The sequence below is a fragment of the Lentzea sp. NPDC055074 genome (assembly GCF_053608005.1).
Window position 1 is genome coordinate 63,328 of sequence record NZ_JBSGUQ010000028.1, and the last position, 18,776, is coordinate 82,103.

21 protein-coding genes are annotated in these 18,776 nt (G+C 64.6%); 16 read left to right on the plus strand and 5 right to left on the minus strand.

Going from position 1 to position 18,776, the window contains the following annotated elements:
* Positions 1-18 precede the first annotated feature (18 nt).
* The gene (locus tag ACWF7A_RS40845; protein ID WP_452255839.1) at positions 19-285 is read left to right on the plus strand and encodes a hypothetical protein; all 267 of its coding nucleotides are present in this window, start codon (positions 19-21) and stop codon (positions 283-285) included.
* Positions 286-316: 31 nt separating this feature from the next.
* On the opposite strand, the gene ACWF7A_RS40850 is transcribed toward ACWF7A_RS40845, so the two are convergent.
* Both ACWF7A_RS40850 and ACWF7A_RS40855 read right to left on the minus strand, forming a co-directional pair.
* Positions 317-457, minus strand: a complete 141-nt coding sequence (locus ACWF7A_RS40850) for a hypothetical protein (protein ID WP_452255840.1) — start codon at positions 455-457, stop codon at positions 317-319.
* Positions 454-1,131, minus strand: coding sequence for a protein phosphatase 2C domain-containing protein (locus ACWF7A_RS40855; RefSeq protein WP_452255841.1), 678 nt, complete (start codon positions 1,129-1,131; stop codon positions 454-456). The genes ACWF7A_RS40850 and ACWF7A_RS40855 overlap by 4 nt, the downstream gene beginning before the upstream one ends.
* Positions 1,132-2,212: 1,081 nt before the next feature.
* Here ACWF7A_RS40855 and ACWF7A_RS40860 point away from each other — a divergent pair.
* Together ACWF7A_RS40860 and ACWF7A_RS40865 are read left to right on the plus strand one after the other, a co-directional pair.
* The gene (locus ACWF7A_RS40860) at positions 2,213-2,932 is read left to right on the plus strand and encodes a DUF3800 domain-containing protein (protein WP_452255842.1); all 720 of its coding nucleotides are present in this window, start codon (positions 2,213-2,215) and stop codon (positions 2,930-2,932) included.
* Between the two features lie 722 nt (positions 2,933-3,654).
* Positions 3,655-4,491: a hypothetical protein gene (locus tag ACWF7A_RS40865; RefSeq protein ID WP_452255843.1), complete on the plus strand. Its 837-nt coding sequence runs from the start codon at positions 3,655-3,657 to the stop codon at positions 4,489-4,491.
* 54 nt (positions 4,492-4,545) lie between these two features.
* On the opposite strand, the gene ACWF7A_RS40870 is transcribed toward ACWF7A_RS40865, so the two are convergent.
* The 3 genes from ACWF7A_RS40870 to ACWF7A_RS40880 form a co-directional block, all read right to left on the minus strand.
* Positions 4,546-5,577, minus strand: a complete 1,032-nt coding sequence (locus ACWF7A_RS40870; RefSeq protein ID WP_452255844.1) for an HNH endonuclease — start codon at positions 5,575-5,577, stop codon at positions 4,546-4,548.
* Between the two features lie 495 nt (positions 5,578-6,072).
* Positions 6,073-6,750: an HAD family hydrolase gene (locus ACWF7A_RS40875; RefSeq protein WP_452255845.1), complete on the minus strand. Its 678-nt coding sequence runs from the start codon at positions 6,748-6,750 to the stop codon at positions 6,073-6,075.
* Positions 6,743-7,615: a GntR family transcriptional regulator gene (locus ACWF7A_RS40880; RefSeq protein ID WP_452255846.1), complete on the minus strand. Its 873-nt coding sequence runs from the start codon at positions 7,613-7,615 to the stop codon at positions 6,743-6,745. Before ACWF7A_RS40880 ends, ACWF7A_RS40875 begins: the two co-directional genes overlap by 8 nt.
* A gap of 137 nt (positions 7,616-7,752) precedes the next feature.
* On the opposite strand from ACWF7A_RS40880, the gene ACWF7A_RS40885 reads away from it, so the two are divergent.
* The 13 genes from ACWF7A_RS40885 to ACWF7A_RS40945 all read left to right on the plus strand — a co-directional run bounded on the left by ACWF7A_RS40885 (position 7,753) and on the right by ACWF7A_RS40945 (position 18,692).
* Positions 7,753-7,998, plus strand: coding sequence for a hypothetical protein (locus ACWF7A_RS40885; RefSeq protein WP_452255847.1), 246 nt, complete (start codon positions 7,753-7,755; stop codon positions 7,996-7,998).
* Entirely contained in the window at positions 7,998-8,447 is a 450-nt protein-coding gene (locus ACWF7A_RS40890; protein WP_452255848.1) for a DUF3307 domain-containing protein, read from the plus strand. Before ACWF7A_RS40885 ends, ACWF7A_RS40890 begins: the two co-directional genes overlap by 1 nt.
* Before the next feature lie 96 nt (positions 8,448-8,543).
* Positions 8,544-8,810 carry a hypothetical protein gene (locus tag ACWF7A_RS40895; protein ID WP_452255849.1) on the plus strand — a complete coding sequence of 89 codons (267 nt, stop codon included), beginning with the start codon at positions 8,544-8,546 and terminating at the stop codon, positions 8,808-8,810.
* Positions 8,807-9,088 (plus strand): hypothetical protein, encoded by a 282-nt coding sequence (locus ACWF7A_RS40900; RefSeq protein WP_452255850.1) that lies wholly within the window; start codon positions 8,807-8,809, stop codon positions 9,086-9,088. Before ACWF7A_RS40895 ends, ACWF7A_RS40900 begins: the two co-directional genes overlap by 4 nt.
* A complete protein-coding gene (locus tag ACWF7A_RS40905; protein ID WP_452255851.1) occupies positions 9,085-9,978 on the plus strand; it encodes an ABC transporter permease in 894 nt (297 codons plus the stop codon). The genes ACWF7A_RS40900 and ACWF7A_RS40905 overlap by 4 nt, the downstream gene beginning before the upstream one ends.
* On the plus strand, positions 9,975-12,230 hold the full coding sequence (locus ACWF7A_RS40910) for a zonular occludens toxin domain-containing protein (RefSeq protein WP_452255852.1): 2,256 nt from the start codon (positions 9,975-9,977) through the stop codon (positions 12,228-12,230). Before ACWF7A_RS40905 ends, ACWF7A_RS40910 begins: the two co-directional genes overlap by 4 nt.
* Positions 12,231-12,529: 299 nt before the next feature.
* On the plus strand, positions 12,530-12,688 hold the full coding sequence (locus tag ACWF7A_RS40915) for a hypothetical protein (protein ID WP_452255853.1): 159 nt from the start codon (positions 12,530-12,532) through the stop codon (positions 12,686-12,688).
* A 77-nt stretch (positions 12,689-12,765) separates the two neighbouring features.
* The gene (locus ACWF7A_RS40920) at positions 12,766-14,094 is read left to right on the plus strand and encodes a hypothetical protein (protein WP_452255854.1); all 1,329 of its coding nucleotides are present in this window, start codon (positions 12,766-12,768) and stop codon (positions 14,092-14,094) included.
* Positions 14,095-14,160: 66 nt separating this feature from the next.
* On the plus strand, positions 14,161-15,159 hold the full coding sequence (locus tag ACWF7A_RS40925; protein WP_452255855.1) for a bifunctional DNA primase/polymerase: 999 nt from the start codon (positions 14,161-14,163) through the stop codon (positions 15,157-15,159).
* The gene (locus ACWF7A_RS40930) at positions 15,156-15,980 is read left to right on the plus strand and encodes a deazapurine DNA modification protein DpdA family protein (RefSeq protein WP_452255856.1); all 825 of its coding nucleotides are present in this window, start codon (positions 15,156-15,158) and stop codon (positions 15,978-15,980) included. Before ACWF7A_RS40925 ends, ACWF7A_RS40930 begins: the two co-directional genes overlap by 4 nt.
* A complete protein-coding gene (locus tag ACWF7A_RS40935; RefSeq protein WP_452255870.1) occupies positions 15,902-17,101 on the plus strand; it encodes a DUF3631 domain-containing protein in 1,200 nt (399 codons plus the stop codon). Before ACWF7A_RS40930 ends, ACWF7A_RS40935 begins: the two co-directional genes overlap by 79 nt.
* Positions 17,041-17,283: a helix-turn-helix transcriptional regulator gene (locus tag ACWF7A_RS40940; protein ID WP_452255857.1), complete on the plus strand. Its 243-nt coding sequence runs from the start codon at positions 17,041-17,043 to the stop codon at positions 17,281-17,283. Before ACWF7A_RS40935 ends, ACWF7A_RS40940 begins: the two co-directional genes overlap by 61 nt.
* Positions 17,280-18,692 carry a tyrosine-type recombinase/integrase gene (locus tag ACWF7A_RS40945; RefSeq protein WP_452255858.1) on the plus strand — a complete coding sequence of 471 codons (1,413 nt, stop codon included), beginning with the start codon at positions 17,280-17,282 and terminating at the stop codon, positions 18,690-18,692. The genes ACWF7A_RS40940 and ACWF7A_RS40945 overlap by 4 nt, the downstream gene beginning before the upstream one ends.
* The last annotated feature ends 84 nt before the right edge of the window (positions 18,693-18,776 follow it).

The following is an 18,776-nucleotide window of genomic DNA, read 5'->3' on the forward strand; positions in this document are numbered from 1 at the left end:
GGCGGGTACCTGGTCCCGGTGCTCCGGCTGCTTCCGCTCCACGCCAACAACTCCAGCACCCCGCCGTCGAGGTTCCGCGTCCGCCGCCGCGCCTCGACGACGTGCCGCGAGTCCGCCGCCGGCGCCTGGTGCTGCACGAGGTCCGGCGCCATGTCCCCCAGCACGGACGGCATCGCAGCCTCCCACGCCCGCCACTCCGGCCGTTCGTGGTCGTGCACCAAGACGTCCGGCAACCCGTGTTCCTCCAGCCACCTCAACAGCAACCCGTGCGGGATGCCGGCATGACTGGTGAACCGGTGCCAGCTGACGTGAGGAACTACACCGCCATCGCCGCGCGCAGCCCGTCGAGCGTCCCCGGACGCGTCAGGTCAACGACGACATCGCCGTACCACTCGATCTCGGAGACCAGCACACTCTCGGCATCGCGCAGGACGACGTCCAGCGCGTCAAGTCTCATCGGTCGAGGTACACGACTGTGGCGTCGTCGCAAATCTTCGTGCGCGGCCATTCAACGGCCTTGGCGTCTTCCTTTTCGACCGCGCGCATTTTGCGGATGAGGTCGTCCGGCCCGTTCGCCGCCATCAGTTCGAGCGCCTGACGCCAATCGAAGAGATTGAACAGATCCACCGCCCGCGCCGCCCCGTCCGACAGGACCGCGACGCGCCGCACGTCCTGAAGCGCCACCTCACCGGTGAGCGCGTGCTCGACATCAGCGACCTTCGCGCCAGCAGTGCGCTTCGTCTGCGTATCGCTCACCACGAGCAGCTCCTGCTTGGTGTCGACCACCACGGTCGCGTCCCCGAGCACCAGATACCGCAGCACGTCGTCCTTGATCTGCACCACCGCGATGGCCACGCTGGGCGAGTCGGGATGATCGAGGTCGCAGGTGCCGGAGTGCAGCTCAGCGGCCTGTTCGACGGCCTTCCCGAGCGCCTCGGCAGGCGAGAGGTGCGCAACCCGCAGGATCTCCGCGGCCAACTGGTCCGCGAACCACCCGACCCCGTGCTCGCACCCGGTCTCCGGCTTCGCCGTCACGCCGTCGAGCACCGCGAGCAGGTTCGGCCCGACGAGTGCCCGGTCCTCGCTCGGCGCCGTCGTCCTGCCGGCCTCTGTTGCCATCTGCGTGCGCACTGAGATCCCCCTCGGTACGGAGCGACGATACGACGATGGGCCTCTGACCTGTCCGGTCAGAGGCCCATCAGTCCTGCGTGGCGGGTAGAGGATTCGAACCTCTGTAGCTTTCGCGACGGATTTACAGACTCGCGTGAGCACCCGCCCTGACCTGCGGCACAACCTACACCGCACACAACTTCGGTCCGTCCTCGGTAGGCGCGCCTCGGTACATGGCCCGACGACCGCGCCCCGTCCGGTTTGCGCGGTCGAAACACCCTCGCCGCAGCAAACGCTCCGCCCACTGCGTTGACCGGTCGACGGCACCGGCTTCTTCAACCTCAAGTAGTTGATGGCGGTGTTCACGATGGTTCTCGCGGCAGAGGTGTGGTGGTGAGCCACGCCTCACTTCCCGTAATAGATCTCGGCCGATCTAGTGAGCGTTTCGGGGCTCGTTTTAGCGGCCCCGACCTGGTCTTTTGCGCCAGCATCACAAGGTTCCAAAGTGTTACCGTGCGCTGCATCACATTGCAGAACGTTTGGTGGGCCCCAACGCGGTTCCGTAGGTTCATACCTGCAGGACCCCGCGTGGGCCTGTGAACCCGCAAGGGAGGGGGCCTCGGCCCTCGAAAGCACGAACGCCGGCCGCCCTCGGGCTCCGGCGCTCGTCGTGTTTAGCGGCGCATCTCGAACATGGATCTTGACGAGAGAGATGCGGCACCCACCTCGGCGTGTACCCGAGATGGTGGCGAGACCGGCTGGGGCTGGCACTCCGGCCGGTCTACTGCTTCTGCTTGCACTTGATCGTCCCGATGTCGCGCCTCACTAAGCTTTGCCCTCACTAGGCTCGCCGCGACGTCTGTCAATAAACAGGACGAGACAGCGCTATACAAGAGCCACCAGGGCAAATCTGGATGTCTAGCTAGATCACCTCAACAGAAACCCCAGGTCAGCAGCGTGACCACGGTCACACTTGTCGGTCGCCACATTGCCTTCTACTGGCAGCCGATAGGGGCCTCTCCAGGTTCTTCACCCGGATGGTGCAGGCCACCACCCTGCTGGCCCAACTGAACTGTCACACCTCATCCCTAGGCTGCCCAAGGTGCTGCTCACATACGTCGACGAGAGCTTCTGCAAGCACTGCTACTACATCACCGCGCTCATGGTTCCGGAGCGCGAGGCGATCGCACTGTCTGACGCTCTTGACGCAGTTGTGCGCACAACACATGACAAGTTTCCCGATGTGGCAGCCACTGCCGAGCTCCATGGCTACGACATCTTCCAGGGACGGGCTGACTGGGCGGCAGTGGCCAGGATGGTGCGTGTTCGCATTGGCGTCTACCAGAAGGCGCTGGAGGCGATAGCTCAGCACGACGTGCGGATCATCATCCGCGGCGTGGATCCCGTCACCCTGAAGGAGCGCTACAGCGATCCAGGCTTCTACCCGCACTCGGTTGCACTCGCGCAGCTGCTGGAGCGCGTTGACATCCACGCGGAGGGCAGCGAGGAACTCACGCTCGTCATCGCCGACGAGCCAGGTCAAGCTGATCAGCAGCCAGAGTACCGAGATGACCTTCAGAAGTACCGGGGCGATGGAGGTTGGGGCTTCTGCGCCCGGAAGCTTGTACGCATCGTGGACACGCTCCATTTCGCCCCGTCGCGAGCGAGCCGCCTGTTGCAGGCAGCTGACCTCGTTGCCTTCCTACATCATCGGATCGCGACGACGAAGCCAGAACACGATCAAAGGTCAGTGAAGGCCAACGATGACCTATGGAGACTGATCAGTCCGCAGGTCATTGAGGCAACCATCTGGACGCCCTAGATGCACGAGAGCCCCGCTGCATGTACCAGCGGGGCTCAAGGCTCACAGGAGTTTCCTCCTGCTAACGAGGCTACCAGACGGTTTTCAGGCAAGCGAGACAGCTGTTTGCGCAGCTCAAGGCTCGTTTGAGGGCGTTCAATGCATGAAGCTGCTCCAATCGCGTGATGTCAACTCATCGGCGCCAGCTTCGCAAACGCACATCTGCATCGAACAGCGCTTCACAACAGACCGAAGATGCCAGGTCCGCCATAGAGCATCTTGCCCGTCACCATCAACCGCCCAGTGTCGAACAAGCGTTCGGAACACGAGCTGTCGGCCGTTGCTGCCACGACAGACCCAACGAGCCCCCAGGTCGGCACAGCAGATCTCAGCCACGTCCGCGGGACATCCAAGGCAGCGCATCAGCCGCCCCAGGCGACCGAAATGCACGCAATCATCCTCGACTCCGAGTACCCAAGCTCGCCATAGGTGAAGTCGCAGCCTAGAACCAGAAATCCGATACAACTCAAGGTCAGTACCAAGCCCAAAGACACCTCATCGCCACCCGCCCCGAAGATCGACTAGCTCTGGCGCCCCCGCCCGCCAAGGCCCAAGGCACAAGCGGCGAACCTCAAGCCAATCTCGGTCGAGCAACCAGGTCGAGCAACCAGCTAGACACACTTCGGCGACACTTCGCCTCCGCTTGCGGCAACCTGGCCACCTGCGGGTTCACACTTGACGGCGTGAGCGACTTGACCAGAGGCGACATGTTAAGCATCGCGAGCATCGCGATAGGCATACTCGCGATAGTTGTATCAATCATCATCACTCGGCGCTGGGGAACGCGACGCGCCCGCCTATCATTTAATTACAAATATACCAGCCTCGTAAATACCGGCGGCCCCCACGATAACTTGATAACGGTATCCTACGGGGACATAGAGGTACCTAATCCTCACGTGCTTGCGGCAACAATCGCGAATGTAGGAGCAAAAGATATATCAAGCACGCTTTTTCACGACAACTCTCCACTCAAAGTGCGACTCGACTCCAAAATAGTCGACATAATCGGGCCAGCTTTAGAGCAGAGCAAGACCAAATCGCCCATTAAGGTAAATCATGATGATAACACCATCGAATTCGGTCCAGGCCTCCTTCGAAGAAAAGGATACTGGCGAGTAGAAGTAATCGTTTCAGGAAACGGGAAGCCTGAACTGGATCAGTCCCTAATCGACACCGATTTCGTCACAGAAACCCTTGAACTACAGAAGCGCGCGTCTACACACAGCAGCTTTGGCCCCGAGATCGCCCTTGCAGGCATAGCCACTGGATTGATCTCTTTCATTGTTTACATTGCGACCCTAGCGCCCTCCAAGTTTAGTCAGCTCGAACAACTTCACTGTCAAACCCACCCCGACAGACTACTGCCCGACGGTCAAGCATGCACAGGAGTGGTGGCCCAAACCCTATTTGACACCGGAAACCCATTTCTCTGGATTGCGATCGCAACGGCCGGCATTGGAACGATTTCATTGTTCACACTCGCTATGCGCGATCTCCCCCGACCACGACCCTTTTAGCACAAGAGGCCCGGTTTCGCAGTTGTCAACTGAATTAGCCCCAAGGTCCTGCTTTTACACGGCCACCCAACGAGAAGTGGCCTGCGCATGGTGATCGCGTAGCGCTTCCAGGCACGGCGCCTTGCCGGTAGGCACCTGCAGAGCCTGGCCCTCAAGATCGCGATATCCCGGATAGGCCTTCAGCCTCGGGTCCACGACGACAGTCAAGTTTGAGGGATCAACGGCAATCATGCCTAGGTCAAAGAGTTGGTGGATGTCCGCGCGGAGGAGTGCACCTTCCTCGGGCACGTGACGCTGATGCTTCGCGAAGGCCCGCAGGTGCGCGGCATGCAGCGCCTGTTCAGGGTTGAGGCCGGTAATCATGCAGACCAAGCCGTAGCGTTCTAGCAGCGCGTTGCGGAACTCCTTCTGTCCTTTCCGAACAGTTACGAGCGCCTTGGCAACGCCTCCGGCGATCGGCTTGCCGGCCTTGCCTCCCGAAGCTTTGGGTGGCATCGGCACGTGTGCACCGGCCAACAACCTCTCGATGCCTTCAAGGTCAAGTGGACGGATCGCGTTCTGGCGGGCCTTGCTGTTGGTGACCCTCTCCATCTGGGAAGCCGTGATGGCGCCGCTGATCGCTCGCCACGTGCCCTCGTAGTGAGCTTCGAAGCCTTTCACTGGCTCCTCTCGCTCTAGAGGCTCGTCGAAGGTCTTCCCGCAGTCCCTACGTCCGCAGCGGTAGACAGTGGTGCCGCCGCCGTTGCGTCCGAAGCGCGTCTTCCTGCAGTGCGGGCACCGACGGCGAAGCTTCGCGGAGTCGAGCTTGACCTCGATGTACTGGATCGTCGCGACGCCCAATGCCTTCTTCTTGTTGCGCAGCACGACAAGATCACCCTCAGCGACCTGCTTGTGATAGGCAACCCCGTCGTCGTAGACGTAGTAGGAGTCCTCTACGTCTGCATAGCCTTCATTGCCGAGAAAGCTGCGCTTGCCTTGCGCTACGAGAAGCGACCACGCATGCACCTGGGTATCCCCCCATACTCGATCTTTTGCCAGGCCGAGACCATACAACCCAACACTGACAAAGGCCGCTGACCAGCGCAAACGCAGACAGTCAGGGCCACTGAAGCAGGTGTGCCGGTCACATCACGAGGCAATGGGAGCTCCAGCGGCCACCACTGTGGCGCAATTGCGAGCCTTCCGAACTCCCCTAGATCGATGCCCGTCCCTCAGATAGCGGTAACTGCGGTAACTGCGGTAACAGTCCAGGTCAGAGCGTTACCGATAGAGGCAGTGTTACCGATCAGAACGGTAACCACGTGGTAGCCGACGACACAGAGGCTGTAGCCGGAGGGGGCATGCTTCTCGGTGGTACCAGCACTGATCGCGGTCTCATCACCAGCGAAGACGTGCCCGCCGGCAACGAAACCGCAGCTCCCCGCGCGCAGCCGAGGTACTCGGGCTACCGCAGCGATCGGTAACAGACCCCACTGCGGTAACGCTCTGACCTGCGATGTTACCGCAGTTACCGCTGTTACCGACCCCTGGAGAACCCCTCCGGCTACAGCAGTCGTGCTCACCTCGGGCTGTGCGTGCCGCTCACGCCTCGGTCGCTGCCAGCAGAGCACCCATGCTTTCGATCACCACCTCTGCACCCGCCCCCTTAAGCGCCTCGCGCCGACTACCCCTTTCGGCGTAACCGATTGGATGCACGCCGGCGAGCAAACATGCCTCAATGTCCGTGACCGTGTCACCAATAAGCACGGTCGATTCCGGCTTAACCCCGAGCGCATTCACAGCGCGAATCAGCGCATCCGGGTTGGGTTTCATGCGCGTCGGTTCCGCATAGGGTCGACCTGCTACGAAATGCACAAATTCGATCAGCCCGTGCACGCGAAGATACTTCTCAATAGCCGGAGCAGAATTGTTGCTCACAATAGCGACCGCCTGACCTCGGCGCTGCACCGCCTCGATCGCAGCATGAGCGCACCGAGCTGGCACAGCAGTTTCAACCGCAACGCTTTCCGCCGCAAACAGAACGTCATCCACAAGCGACACCAGGCTCGGATGATTTTGATACGTCCAGCGAAGCACTTCCATCGGGTCTGTTTCATGGACAATCGACGCAGGCAGCTCACCTACTTCAACGCTAAGCACCTTGAGCATCTCCGCTGCCACATTCGGCGCCGGGTAGCCCGCAAATACACCACAGACCGGCCCATCGAAATCGAAGAATACTGCCTTCGCAGCACGAAGCATCCGAGCAAGATCAGTCACGGGCGTACTCCCGAGAGATGGTGTTCCAGAGGGAGTCGAACCAAGTTCGAGCCTGGGTTACGTACTCCGCCGCAGTAGAAGTGTCCTCGCCCTCGCTGATCGAGTATTGAAAGAGGGTTGCGTCCTTCCCCATCGGATCGAAGATGGAGACAGGTTCGCCATTGATTGTCACATCGTGCTGAACCACTGGATAGAAGCCAAAGAACGCTTCCTCGCTGTTCAAGATGTACAGCTTGAACAGCGGCGAAACACCATGAACCCTAACCTGAGCGGTAGCCGACTTTACCAATCCCAGGTCAGCAAGCTCCTCAACGTCGTCCACGATGCTTTCAATCGCTCGCCTCGTGATGCGCCCCTGGCGCTTCCGGACAGCAGGATCGTCCGCCGCCGTGTCTGCCCGGGACGGCAGTGCCATTGGCACGCTCATATCGGAGACCATGATTCGAATTGCGATCGACTCCGGCGTGAGCCGTCCTGCCCGGACTTTGTCGAGCACTTCAGAGAGAGTGTTCCGAAGCGTCTCAGCGCCGAAGCCAGCGAAGTCGATCGCGACATGCGCACGCTCGAATGCCGCTTCAACGTGCGGTCGCAGACCAACCGGGCGCTCGGTCTGTGCGCGAACGAACGTTCCACTCCCCTGCCTACTGATGATCAGGCGTTCATTGGCCAGAACGCGAAGAGCCGCCTTTACCGTCTCTCGCGCCACTCCGTACCGGGTCGCAAGCTCCGGCTGAGATGGAAGCTTGTCCCCTGGCTGCAGCTTGCGTGTCAAGATCGCTGCGCGCAGCTTGTTAGCGATCTGCTGCGACTCCGTGCGCGGATCGTCTGGGTCGAGGTCCGTCAGATGCTGCAACGCGTCGGTCATGACGTAGAGCCTACAGGCCCTGACTAGCCAAGACAGCCTTTCTTCAGCCAACCACTTGACATGACTAGCCATGTAGGCCAGGCTCATCTCCAGCACTCCACCTGACTAGCCAGGGGAGTCAAGCTGAAGGAGAGCGGATGCCCAACCCACACCTCATTCGGTTCAGCCCGGACGGACTGACCGAGGCGTCGATTGACACGCTGATCGCCGACGTTCAGGACGAACTGGAGGAGTTGCCGTTCGCCCCGACGTCCGCGTTGCTGGACGGCACGGCGCTCAGGCAGCGGGACCGCCGCATCGAGAACCGCACTCTCAACGGCACCGTTCGCGTGCTGCACATCCAGGCCCGTACGTCCACGCCGTTCGGGACGGAGGCCGCCTGATGCACGCACTGACGTTCGCCGCTGTGCTGCCCGCGCTGCTGGTCGCTCATAACGTGGCTGACCACTGGGCGCAGACCAGCCATCAGGCCGCCACGAAGGGGCAGCACGGTCACGCCGGCCGCGTTGCCTGCGCCGCGCACGTCCTGTCCTACACCGTCATCACGGCGGCCGTGGTCGGTCTGTTGTGGACGGTTCTCGGCCTGTCCATCAGCCTGGCGGGTTTCGTCGTCGGCCAGGCCGTCTCTGCTGTCACGCACTACTGGGCGGACAGGCGTTTCACGCTCGCTGGACTGGTGGCGCGGCTCGGTAAGACCGAGTTTTACCGGCTCGGTGTCCCGCGCGCTGACCGAGACGACAACCCCTCGTTGGGTACCGGCGCCTACGCGCTTGACCAGTCGTGGCACTGGTTTTGGTTGTTCATAGCGGCCTTGCTCACCGCCGCTGTCTGACTTCGCCCCGGACTGGTGGCCGTCCGGCCAGACATTCCACCAGCCCGGGATTCCCACCCATCGATCAGTCGATCATCAGACCGAAGGGCAATCACAGTGTCCACCACCATCATCCCCGAACACACGACCACCTCCCCGCCTCTGATGTGCGAGGTCCTGTCCGGCTGGGTCACCCTTGCCCCCGGCCTGGACGCCGGCAACGCCGCAGTGGCCGACTGGTTCGAGACGGCCGTTCGGCTGCTCGCACCGATCACCGGTGACCTGTCCCACCCGCAGCACACCGACGCCGTCGCCCTGGCTGCCGAGTTCTCCCACGACGCCCTCGTCCTGCGCAGCAACGGGAGCCCGGAGGCCGTGCGATGACCTCCCTGCCCACCCCCGTCCTGCTGTTCGCCACGGCTCTCGCCTTCGTGGCCGTGATCGCGCTGTGGAAGCTGCTGCTCACCGGCGCCGGGATCGGCCTGGGCCTGTGGCTGACCGTGCACGCCACGGCCGACAACCCCAGCGTTCAGTTCGCGGTGTTCGCCATCGCCGGCCTGGCCGTGGCCTTCGCCCTGCGCAACCTGTCCGTGCCCCGCCCGGCGGTGTTCGGACACCGTGCCCACTTCGGCGTTCAGGCCCGTAAGGAGGTCGTTCGATGACCAGCGCCTACCCGACCAGCCTCGACCTGCTCACCGACCGCGTGCGCAGCATGGCCACCGACCTCGGGGCGTGGCCGTCGCTGCGGCAGATCAGGCAGCAATGCAACGTGGGCCACCCCAAGGCCGCGGGCGCGCTGGCGGCCCTGAAGGCGTCCGGCTTCAACCCCGCCGACCCGGCAGCCGAGACCACGCCGGTTCCGGCCGTGCCCCGCCGGTTGCAGGTCGTCCCCGCCACGGACACGCCGGACACCGACGACGACCAGGCCGACACCGACCTGTCCCCGATGACGTCTACAAGCGACCTCACCCCGGCCGTGAACGAGGCTGTGCACGAGGTTGCCCCGGTCGCAGAACCGCTTGCATCCGTTGAGGTTGCGCCGGTGTCGGCCGATGTCCCGTCCTCTCGTGACGCAAGCGTCCAGGATGCATCCGTCACGACTCCGCCGGCGACGTCGGGCCGGTGGCGCAACGTGCCGCTGTACGTGATCGCGTTGGGTGCGTTCGTGGCCATCTGGGGTGGCTGGGTGGGGCTGGGTGAGCTCACCGGTTTCGGGCCGGTCGCGCCGCTGCCCGGTATCGCCGACAACTGGACCATCAACACGGCCATCACGCTCCCGCTCGGTATGGAGGCCTACGCCGCGTTCGCCATGCGGGTCTGGCTCGACCACACCAAGACCGCGTTGGCGCGGCGGTTCGCGATGTGGTCCACGTTTGCCGCCCTGGTCCTGGGCATGAGCGGACAGGTCGCCTACCACCTGATGAAGGAAGCCGGTATGACGTCGGCTCCCTGGCAGATCACCACGCTGGTGTCCTGTCTGCCCGTGCTGGTGCTCGGTGGCGCGGCTGCTCTGGTCCACCTGTCCCACGACACGTCTGAGGTGCAGCGATGACTGTCACGTCCCCGACCGGCGCGACCGGTCCCGACGAGCAGCCCGACGCCACGGTCTACGAACTGCACCCGCACCGCGCACCCGGAACCGCTGACCTGCCCGCCGGCGAGATCGAGCCGAAGGTGTTCGACGGCGAGATCGTCTCCGACGAAGACAGTGCCGCTCTCGACCAGCGCCTTGCTTCTCAGCGGGCGATCGTCGCGACCAAGGCCGTAATGCGCGTGGTGCGAACCGGGGTCACGCACGAGCGGACCCGCACCGCCGGCCGCGCGGTCGTGCGCACCGCCGGATACGCCGTCGCCGGGTCGCGCATCCGCCGTGCGGAACGGCGTAACCGCCGCAAGCACATTGACCTGGAACAGGCGATCACCACGTTGCGCGTCAACGGAAAGAACTCCGAGGACTTGCGTGTCCTGCGGGAGCTGGAGGACACGCTGGAGCGTCGCCGCAGCGGTGCCGCTGAGCGTGGCCGTGCGCGGCGTATCGAGATCCTGCGGTGGTCCGGCGGTGCCGTGGTACTGCTCGGGTCCGGTCACGTGCTGGTGCTGGGCTACGCCGCGGTGCAGGCGATGGTGGGTGCGGGGTCTCTGACCGACCGGTGGCACGACGTCACCGGTTTCTGGTCCACCGTGGCGGACATGTCCCCGGCGGGTAGCTACTGGCCTGCCTGGGCTGCTGCGGGTGCGCTGGCATGGGCGGCACGGGTGATCCCGGTCGGTCGTGAGCGGGGCACGCTGCCGATGTGGGCGGTGGACGCGCAGGCCACGCCGGCGGACGGGCGCAGCATCATCCCGGACGAGTCGGCCGTGTTGACCGCGTTGCGGCACCTGTCTGGTCTGCCGACGCTCAAGGAGGCGTTCAAGAAGGGGTGGGGCAGCAGCGTCGCTCCGACCTGGGTGATGCCGCCGCACCGGGACGGCAAGGGCTGGCGGATGCAGCTCGTGATGCCGCTGGGTGTGCCGGTGGAGGAGATCGTCAAGCGCAAGCCCGTGTTCGCGCACAACCTCGTGCGGCTGCCGGTCGAGGTGTGGCCGTCCGAGCCCAAGGAACAGCCCGGTGTGCTGGACCTGTGGGTGGCCGATCAGGGCGCGCTGTCCGGCCCGGTCGAGGCGTGGCCGCTGCTGGAGGTCGACGGACCCGCGGACTACTTCACCGGTATCCCGGTCGGGATCAACATCCGTGGTGAAGTCGTTGTGGCGCAGCTGTTCCAGAAGAACTACGCCGCTGCCGGCGAGATGGGTTCGGGTAAGTCGAGCCTGTACATCACGCTCGTGTCCGGGGCGATCCTGGACCCGCTGGTCGAGGTGGACGTGTTCGTGCTCGCGGAGAACGCCGACTACGACCCGATGAAGCCGCGGCTGCGCAGCCTGCGGACGGGTGCGGACGACGAGACCGTGAAGGCCTGTCTGGACACCCTCAACGCCCTGTACGCGGACCTGGACGTGCGCGGCAAGGCGCTCAAGGAACACGGTGCGCGTGCGGTGTCACGCAAGCTCGCGGAGAAGGACGTCCGCCTGCGGCCACGGGTGATCGTGATCGACGAGTGCCAGGCGTTGTTCATGCACAAGGAGTTCGGCGAGGAAGCCGCCGACGTGATCGCCAAGCTCGTGTTCGCCGCGCGCAAGTACGCGATCACGGTCATGTTCGCCACGCCGGAAGCCTCCACCGCGTCGCTGCCGCGCAAGGTCACTGCGGTGACCTCGTGCAAGGCCTGTTTCGCCATCGGTGACCAGCAGTCCAACGACGCCGTGCTCGGTACCGGCTCCTACAAGGCCGGTATCTCTGCGGTCAGCCTGGAGGCCGCGACCTCCGAAGGCCCTGGCGACGTCGGCACGGCGATGGTGCGCGGCATCATGGCCAAGCCCGGTCTGCTGCGCAGCTTCTACCTGACCAGCGACGAGGTAGCCGACGTCACCGACCGTGCCATGCAGCTACGTGCCGGTCACGTCCCCCCGTCGACCAGCGACGATGACGAAGGGTCGTCCGAAGTGGACTTCCTGGTCGACCTCGGGCGCGTGCTGGGTGACGAGCAGAAGATCCGCACGGCCGTCGCGTTGCGGGCGCTGATCGACCTCAACCCCGGTCACTACGGCGAGTGGACCAGCAAGACCTTCGCCGCGGCGCTGCGGGACGCCCAGGTCCCGATCCGCAAGAGCGACGGAGACAGCCTCGTGCGGGCCGACGACGTCACCGAAGCAATCACTCTGCGTGAGATCGAGCAGGGCGACGACGACGACGCCGGCGAGGCCTGAGGCCACGCTCCGCACCCTCGTCACGGGCCAGGGAAGCGGGCAGGGGACCACCAGTGCTGCAGGGATTTTCCCCTGACTGCCTCCCTGACCCGCATCCCTGCCCCCACCAGCGACAACAACTCGCAGGGAAGATCCACAACCAAGCTGGTCTGACCAGCGGAAACCCTCAAAACCTGGGTTGTGCACCCCTGACGGACGCCTCCCTGACCACCACTGGCCGCGGCAACTCCGCACGCTGCCGTGATGACCCCGCACACCCACAGACCAACACGAAGAGTCACCGAATCGGAGACCGTGTCATGGACAACACGATGCACATCGAGAAGTCGCGCTCCCTCTGGAACGGCAGCTCCAAGACCTGGTGCGGGCTGACGATCCCCAAGCCGGAGAAGGTGTGGTTCCCCAGCCTGTCCGGCCGCCCCACCTGCGCCGCGTGCGTGGCCAACGGCGGCAAGTGACATGGACATCGTCCACATGCGACTCACCGCCACGAGCGCGCCGAACACGAAACCCCTGCACAGCAAGGGGACGTGACATGTGCAGAGCAGGCGGACGCCGCTGCATCGGCGGGAGCAGCAGGAGCACCCAGGCCACCCGCCAGCAGCGCTCCCGAGCCAAGAGAGCACTCCGCGAAGCCCGCGCCGGCGGAGACCCGGACGCCATCCGCACCGCCACCGAACGACTCGACGCGGCCAACGAAGCCCACCAGGCCGCCAAGGAGAACGCCATGAGCCACCACGACCACGACAACACCGCAGCCCAGAGCGGGGACGTGACACCGCCCAAGCCTGGTCCGGTCACCGGCGCCTTGTCGGACACGCCGCTGCTGGACAACACCTGGGGCAGCATCCTCGACAACAGCCCGATCCACTACCACGACGACGGCCCGATCGGCACCGCGGTCAAGTACATGGGTCAGGACGCCACGATGGACGTCGACGGCGAACCGCTGGCCAACGTCGTGGGCAAGCTCGCCACTGACGTGGTGCGCCGCAAGACGACGGCGCAGCAGGCCGTCAACGACCTCAAGGAGCTGCGCGACCGGCTCCCCGAAGGCAGCCGCGCCCACCAGTGCCTGTCCACCGCGGTCCGCAACATGGACGGCCCGGACACGCCCGTCCCCCAGGTCCCCGCCGGCACCCCCGAACCGCTGCGGGAGCTGGTCGGCAAGCTGCACGCCGTCCCGATCGTCCGGCAGGAACCTCAGCGGGAGATGGAGCCGCTGCTCAAGCTCTGCGAACAGGCTGCGGCAGGCAACGCGCGCTTCCTGGACGAAGAGGTCAAGCGGCTACGCAACAAGCGTCACGAGAGCCTGGGCGACTGCGGCAAGTTCGAGATCCAGGACGCTGTCGACGAGGCGCGGAAGGCGATGCGCGAGCAGGAACAGCAGCAGCGCAAGCCACGCGCCGCAACGGCCGCCAGCAGCAAACCGGCAGGCCAGAGCGGGGACGTGACCAAGCAGAGCGCTCACGAGCTGATCCGAGAGATGCGGGAGGACATGAAGCAGCGCGAGCAGGCTGCACGCGACTCCGGCACGAACAGCGGTCCTCAGGCGGCCACCAACGTCACGACCGGCCCCAGCATCGTCGGTATTCAGGGCTCCATCGTCACCGGCAACACCCGAGTGATCAGCGGACACGTTCCGCCCATCCCCACCGATCAGAGCGGGGACGTGACATCCACCCGGAATGACGGTGACCACAGTGGACAGTGGACTCACGTGAACATCACCAACAACGCCACCAACGTTGGCATCCAAGGCCAAACCATCAGCGGAGCGACCATCGTCAACGGTCGCATCGTCAACCCCGGCACGTCCACCGCGGGCGGCGATACCGCGAGTACTGGAGACCAGCTGTCCTAGCAGCTCACGCCGGGGACGTGACCACCCCGTTCCCAGCTTCTCTTCTACCGCAAGGAGAACAAGCTCATGCTTGAGCAGAAGACGCTGCTGACGCACGCACTCGCCGCGGCACAGATGGGGTTCTACGTCTTCCCGTTGCGCCCCATGACCAAGCGCCCTGCCCTGCACAGTGCGGAACGCTGCCTCCGCACCGACGCATGCCGCAACGGACACCTCGGGTGGGAGCAGCGCGCCACCACCGACCTGGACGTGATCGAGCGGTGCTGGTCAGCGGGGCCGTTCAACATCGGCATCGCGACCGGCCCGAGCGGCCTGGTCGTGGTCGACCTCGACACCCGCAAGTCCCCCGCCGATGTTCCCCCGCCACGCTGGAGCCAGGAGGGGATCGTTGACGGCCACGACGTCTTCCGTTCCCTGTGTCGGGACGCGGGGGAAGACGTCCCGTGGGAGACCAGGATGGTCGAGACCGCCCGCGCTGGAAAGCACCTGTACTTCCGTGAGCCGTCCACCGTGGAGCTGCGCAACACCGAGGGAGAGCACGGCAACGGCCTCGGGTGGAAGGTCGACACCCGCGCGCACGGCGGCTACGTCGTCGGCCCCGGTTCGATCACTCCGGACGGCAAGTACCACGTCGAACAGGACGCCGTGCCGCTGCCGCTGCCGGTGTGGTTGGTCCACTGCCTCACTCCCAGGCCACGTACGGCCGTCTCAGCGCCCGTTGTGGTGCCCTCACAGCGGTTGCCCCGCTACGTCACCGCAGCGGTCGATGGGGAGTGCCGCAGGCTCGCAACGGCCGTCTCAGGCACTCACGACAAGGCCGCGTTCGTCGCGGGCATCGCCCTCGGGCAACTCGTCGGTGCCGGCGTTCTCCCTCCGGCTACAGCAGAAGCCCACCTCATGGCAGCCGCGCAGGCGCTGATCAACGGCAAGTGCGACTGCACGGAGGCCAAGGTCCGCCGCACCGTCCGCAACGGCATCACCACCGGCATGGCACGGCCGCGAACTATGCCGGCCGAATCCGTCGACACGACCACGCCCCTGTTCACCGAGCGAGGTGCAGCATGAACACCCGATTCCTGCTTGGTACCCACCAGCCCGGATGGCTGGGCAAGGCCAGGGTGCCGCTCTTCGTCGCTGACCCCCGATTGCGGGTCTACAAGACGCTGCCCCGCGCAGCTGCGCCGTGGGCACTGGACTCCGGTGGCTTCACGGAGTTGCAGTACTTCGGTCGCTGGACCGTCACACCTAGCAAGTACGTGGCACGCGTTCGCCGCTACCGCGACGAGATCGGTCACCTCGACTGGGCAGCGCCACAAGACTGGATGTGCGAACCCGTCGTGATCGCCGGGGGACAGTTCGGCCCCCTGCGGTTCGTCGGCACGCACCTCTCGGTGATCGAACACCAACGCCGCACCGTGGACAACATCGCACAACTGCGAGACCTCGCGCCTGACTTGCCGTTCGTGCCAGTGATCCAGGGCTACACCCGAGACGAGTACCTGCGCTGCGCTGACCTGTACGACAAGGCAGGTTTCGACCTCGCAAGCGAACCGCTGGTAGGCCTCGGATCGGTCTGTCGACGCCAGGCAACCGGCGAAGCACACGACATCATCCGCGCACTCCACGCACGCGGAATCACACGCCTACACGGCTTTGGGGTCAAGACCCTCGGCTTGCAGCGCTACGGCGACCTGCTGGCCTCCGCAGACTCCCTCGCCTGGTCCCGAGACGCCCGGCTCAAACGCCGACCGGTATGCGGATCGACCCGACACAAGAACTGCGCCAACTGCCTGACCTTCGCGCTGGAGTGGCGCACCCGACTCCTCGACCAGATCGCCTCGCCGGCGCAGCTTCGGCTGTTCGACATCGGAGGTGCAGCAGCATGACCGCCACCACGCTCAACGGCGCACAGATCCTCGACGAGGTCCAGGCATTCCTGTCGCGGTTCAACGCCTTCCCCGACGAGCACTGCGCTCCCATGCTCGCGCTCTGGTACGCCCACACCTGGGCAGCCGAACACTTCTACATCACCCCGCGCATCGTGCTGTCCAGCGCGGAACCCGGCTCGGGCAAGACCCGCGTGCTGGAGGTCGCCCGCCACCTGGTCCGCACGCCGGAGATGACGTTCTCCGCCACCCCGGCCGCACTGTTCCGCATGGTCGGCGCCGGACCGATCACCATCCTGTTCGACGAGGTCGACGCCATTTTCGACACCAAAGGTGGCGGTAACGAAGACCTCCGTGCGCTGGTCAACGCCGGATACAAGCGTTCCGCCACCGTGGCGCGCTGCAAGGGCGACGCGGGCAACATGGTGATCGAGCGGTTCCCCGTCTACGCCCCAGCCGCGCTGGCGGGCATCGCCGGGAACATGCCCGACACCATCACCACTCGCGCCATCACCGTGCACATGCGCCGGCGACGTCCCGATGAACGAGTCGAGGCGTTCCGCGAACGGAAGGTGGAGGAACAGTCCGCCCCAGTCCGTGACGCTCTGGCCACGTGGATGGAGGTCGTGGGGGAACGTGTCGGCACCGCCTACCCGGACATGCCCGAAGGCGTCACCGACCGCGCAGCGGAAATCTGGGAACCGCTGCTCGCAATCGCGGACATGGCCGGCGGGCATTGGCCGGAGACCGCGCGTGCCGCGTGCGTGCACTTCGTCACCGCCGCGCAGACCAACCCCACGTCCGACCGGATTCGGCTGCTGTCCGATCTCCGCACTGTGTTCGCTGACCGTGGCGTGACCCGCATGAGCACCGTGGAGATCCTCGCTGTCCTGCACAGCATGGAAGAAGCCCCGTGGGGCGACTTCTACGGCCGACCCATCAACGCCCGTCAACTGGCTGTCGAACTCGGTGTCTACGGCGTCAAGGTCTCGGCGTTCAGGAGCGGCGGCAAGACGTTCAAGGGCTACGTCATCGACGGCGCACACGGGTTGAGCGACGCATGGGCACGCTACCTGCCCGAGCCGAAGTCAGACGAGAACTCCGAGGGGGAACAGCCGTGAACCGACGTGAATTGCTGACGGTGGCCGAGTTCTGCAAGGAGTTCAAGGTGTCGCGGTCGACGCTCTACGAGTGGTTGGCAAAGGGTCTCGCACCTCGTCACTCCAAGTTGCCAAACGGCCAGTTGAGGTTCGACCGCTCCGACATTGAGTCCTGGTACGGATCTTGCGAGGTGGCAGCGTGACAACGACAAGCTACGACGTCCGCATCTACGTGATCGACGTCTACAAGGGCAAGCGCACCACTACGCATTGGGTTCAATGGTCGGTAGCAGGCAAGCGGTTCAAGAAGCCTTACAAGACCGATGCGCTTGCCCGCAGCTTCCGTGGGGAACTGGAGACAGCAGCCAAGAAGGGCGAGGCGTTCTGCGTAGAGACCGGTCAGCCGGTCTCCATGCTGCGCAAAGACACGACAGCGATGTCTTGGTTCGCCCTCATGTGCTCGTTCGTTGACATGAAGTGGCCGGACGCTGCCCCGACGCACCGCAAGTCGATCGCTGACGCTTTGGCGCCAGTGGCAGAGGCGATGCTCGCGTCGGATCGGGGCAGGCCTGAGCACAACGTGCTTCGGAAGGCTCTTCGGATTGCTCTCAACACCAACAAGCGGTCTGTGACGCAGCCGGGGGACATTACGGCTGCACTGGAGTGGCTCTCGCGGAACACGCGGCCGGTGTCCGATCTCGCCAAGCCGGACGTTCTCCGGCAGGTCACCACTCAGTTTGAGAAGAAGCTCGACGGAAAGCGTGCTGCACCGGACACCATTCGGCTGCGGCGCACGACGTTCAGCAACGCGCTCGACTACGCAGTCGAAAAGAAGGCGCTCACGGACAACCCGCTGACCGAGGTGAAGATGAAGAAGCGCAAGACCGTGGTTCATCAGGTGGACCGCCGATCGGTCGCCAATCCGATCCAGTTCCGCACTGTATTGCGGGAGGTGCCGAACGGCGGGCGCACTGGTCAGAAGCTCGTGGCGTTCTTCGCGCTCATGTACTTCGCCGGCCTACGGCCCGAGGAAGTGAGCAACGTTCGACGTGACCACCTGGCGCTACCACCGCGCGAATGGAACGAGGCGCGTAGCCGTTGGGAGGTGCGCGAGTGGGGAGAGATCCACCTTGAAAAGGCCTCTCCAGAGGTCGGACCTGAGTGGACGGACAGCGGAGAGCGCGACGAGGAACGCGGGCTGAAGCATCGGGAGGACACCGAGGAAAGGCCGGTGCCTTGCTCTCCTGAGCTGGCGCTCATCCTGCACGCTCACCTCGACCAGTTCGGGACAGCGCCAGGTGGCCGCCTGTTCGTCGCAGAACGGGGCGGACGTATCGGAAGCTCTACCTATGGCCGCACCTGGGCAATGGCGCGCAGGGCCGCGTTCACGCCCGAGACGGCCGCGTCACCACTCGCCAAGCGACCCTATGACCTGCGTCACGCCTGCGTGTCCATGTGGTTGAACGCGGGAGTCGAGGCACCTCGGGTGGCCGCATGGGCAGGGCACAGCCTGAACGTTCTCCTCCGGACGTACGCCAAGTGCATCGACGGAGGGGAAGAGACGGCACGGCAGCGCGTTCAGGCAGCGTTCGGCGGGCCAGCCGCCGCGTAACTTCGGTACGTCCTCGGTACAGCCACTCGGAGAACGCCGGAATCGACCGGACACAGCCGGACATACAGAAAGGTCCCTGTGGCC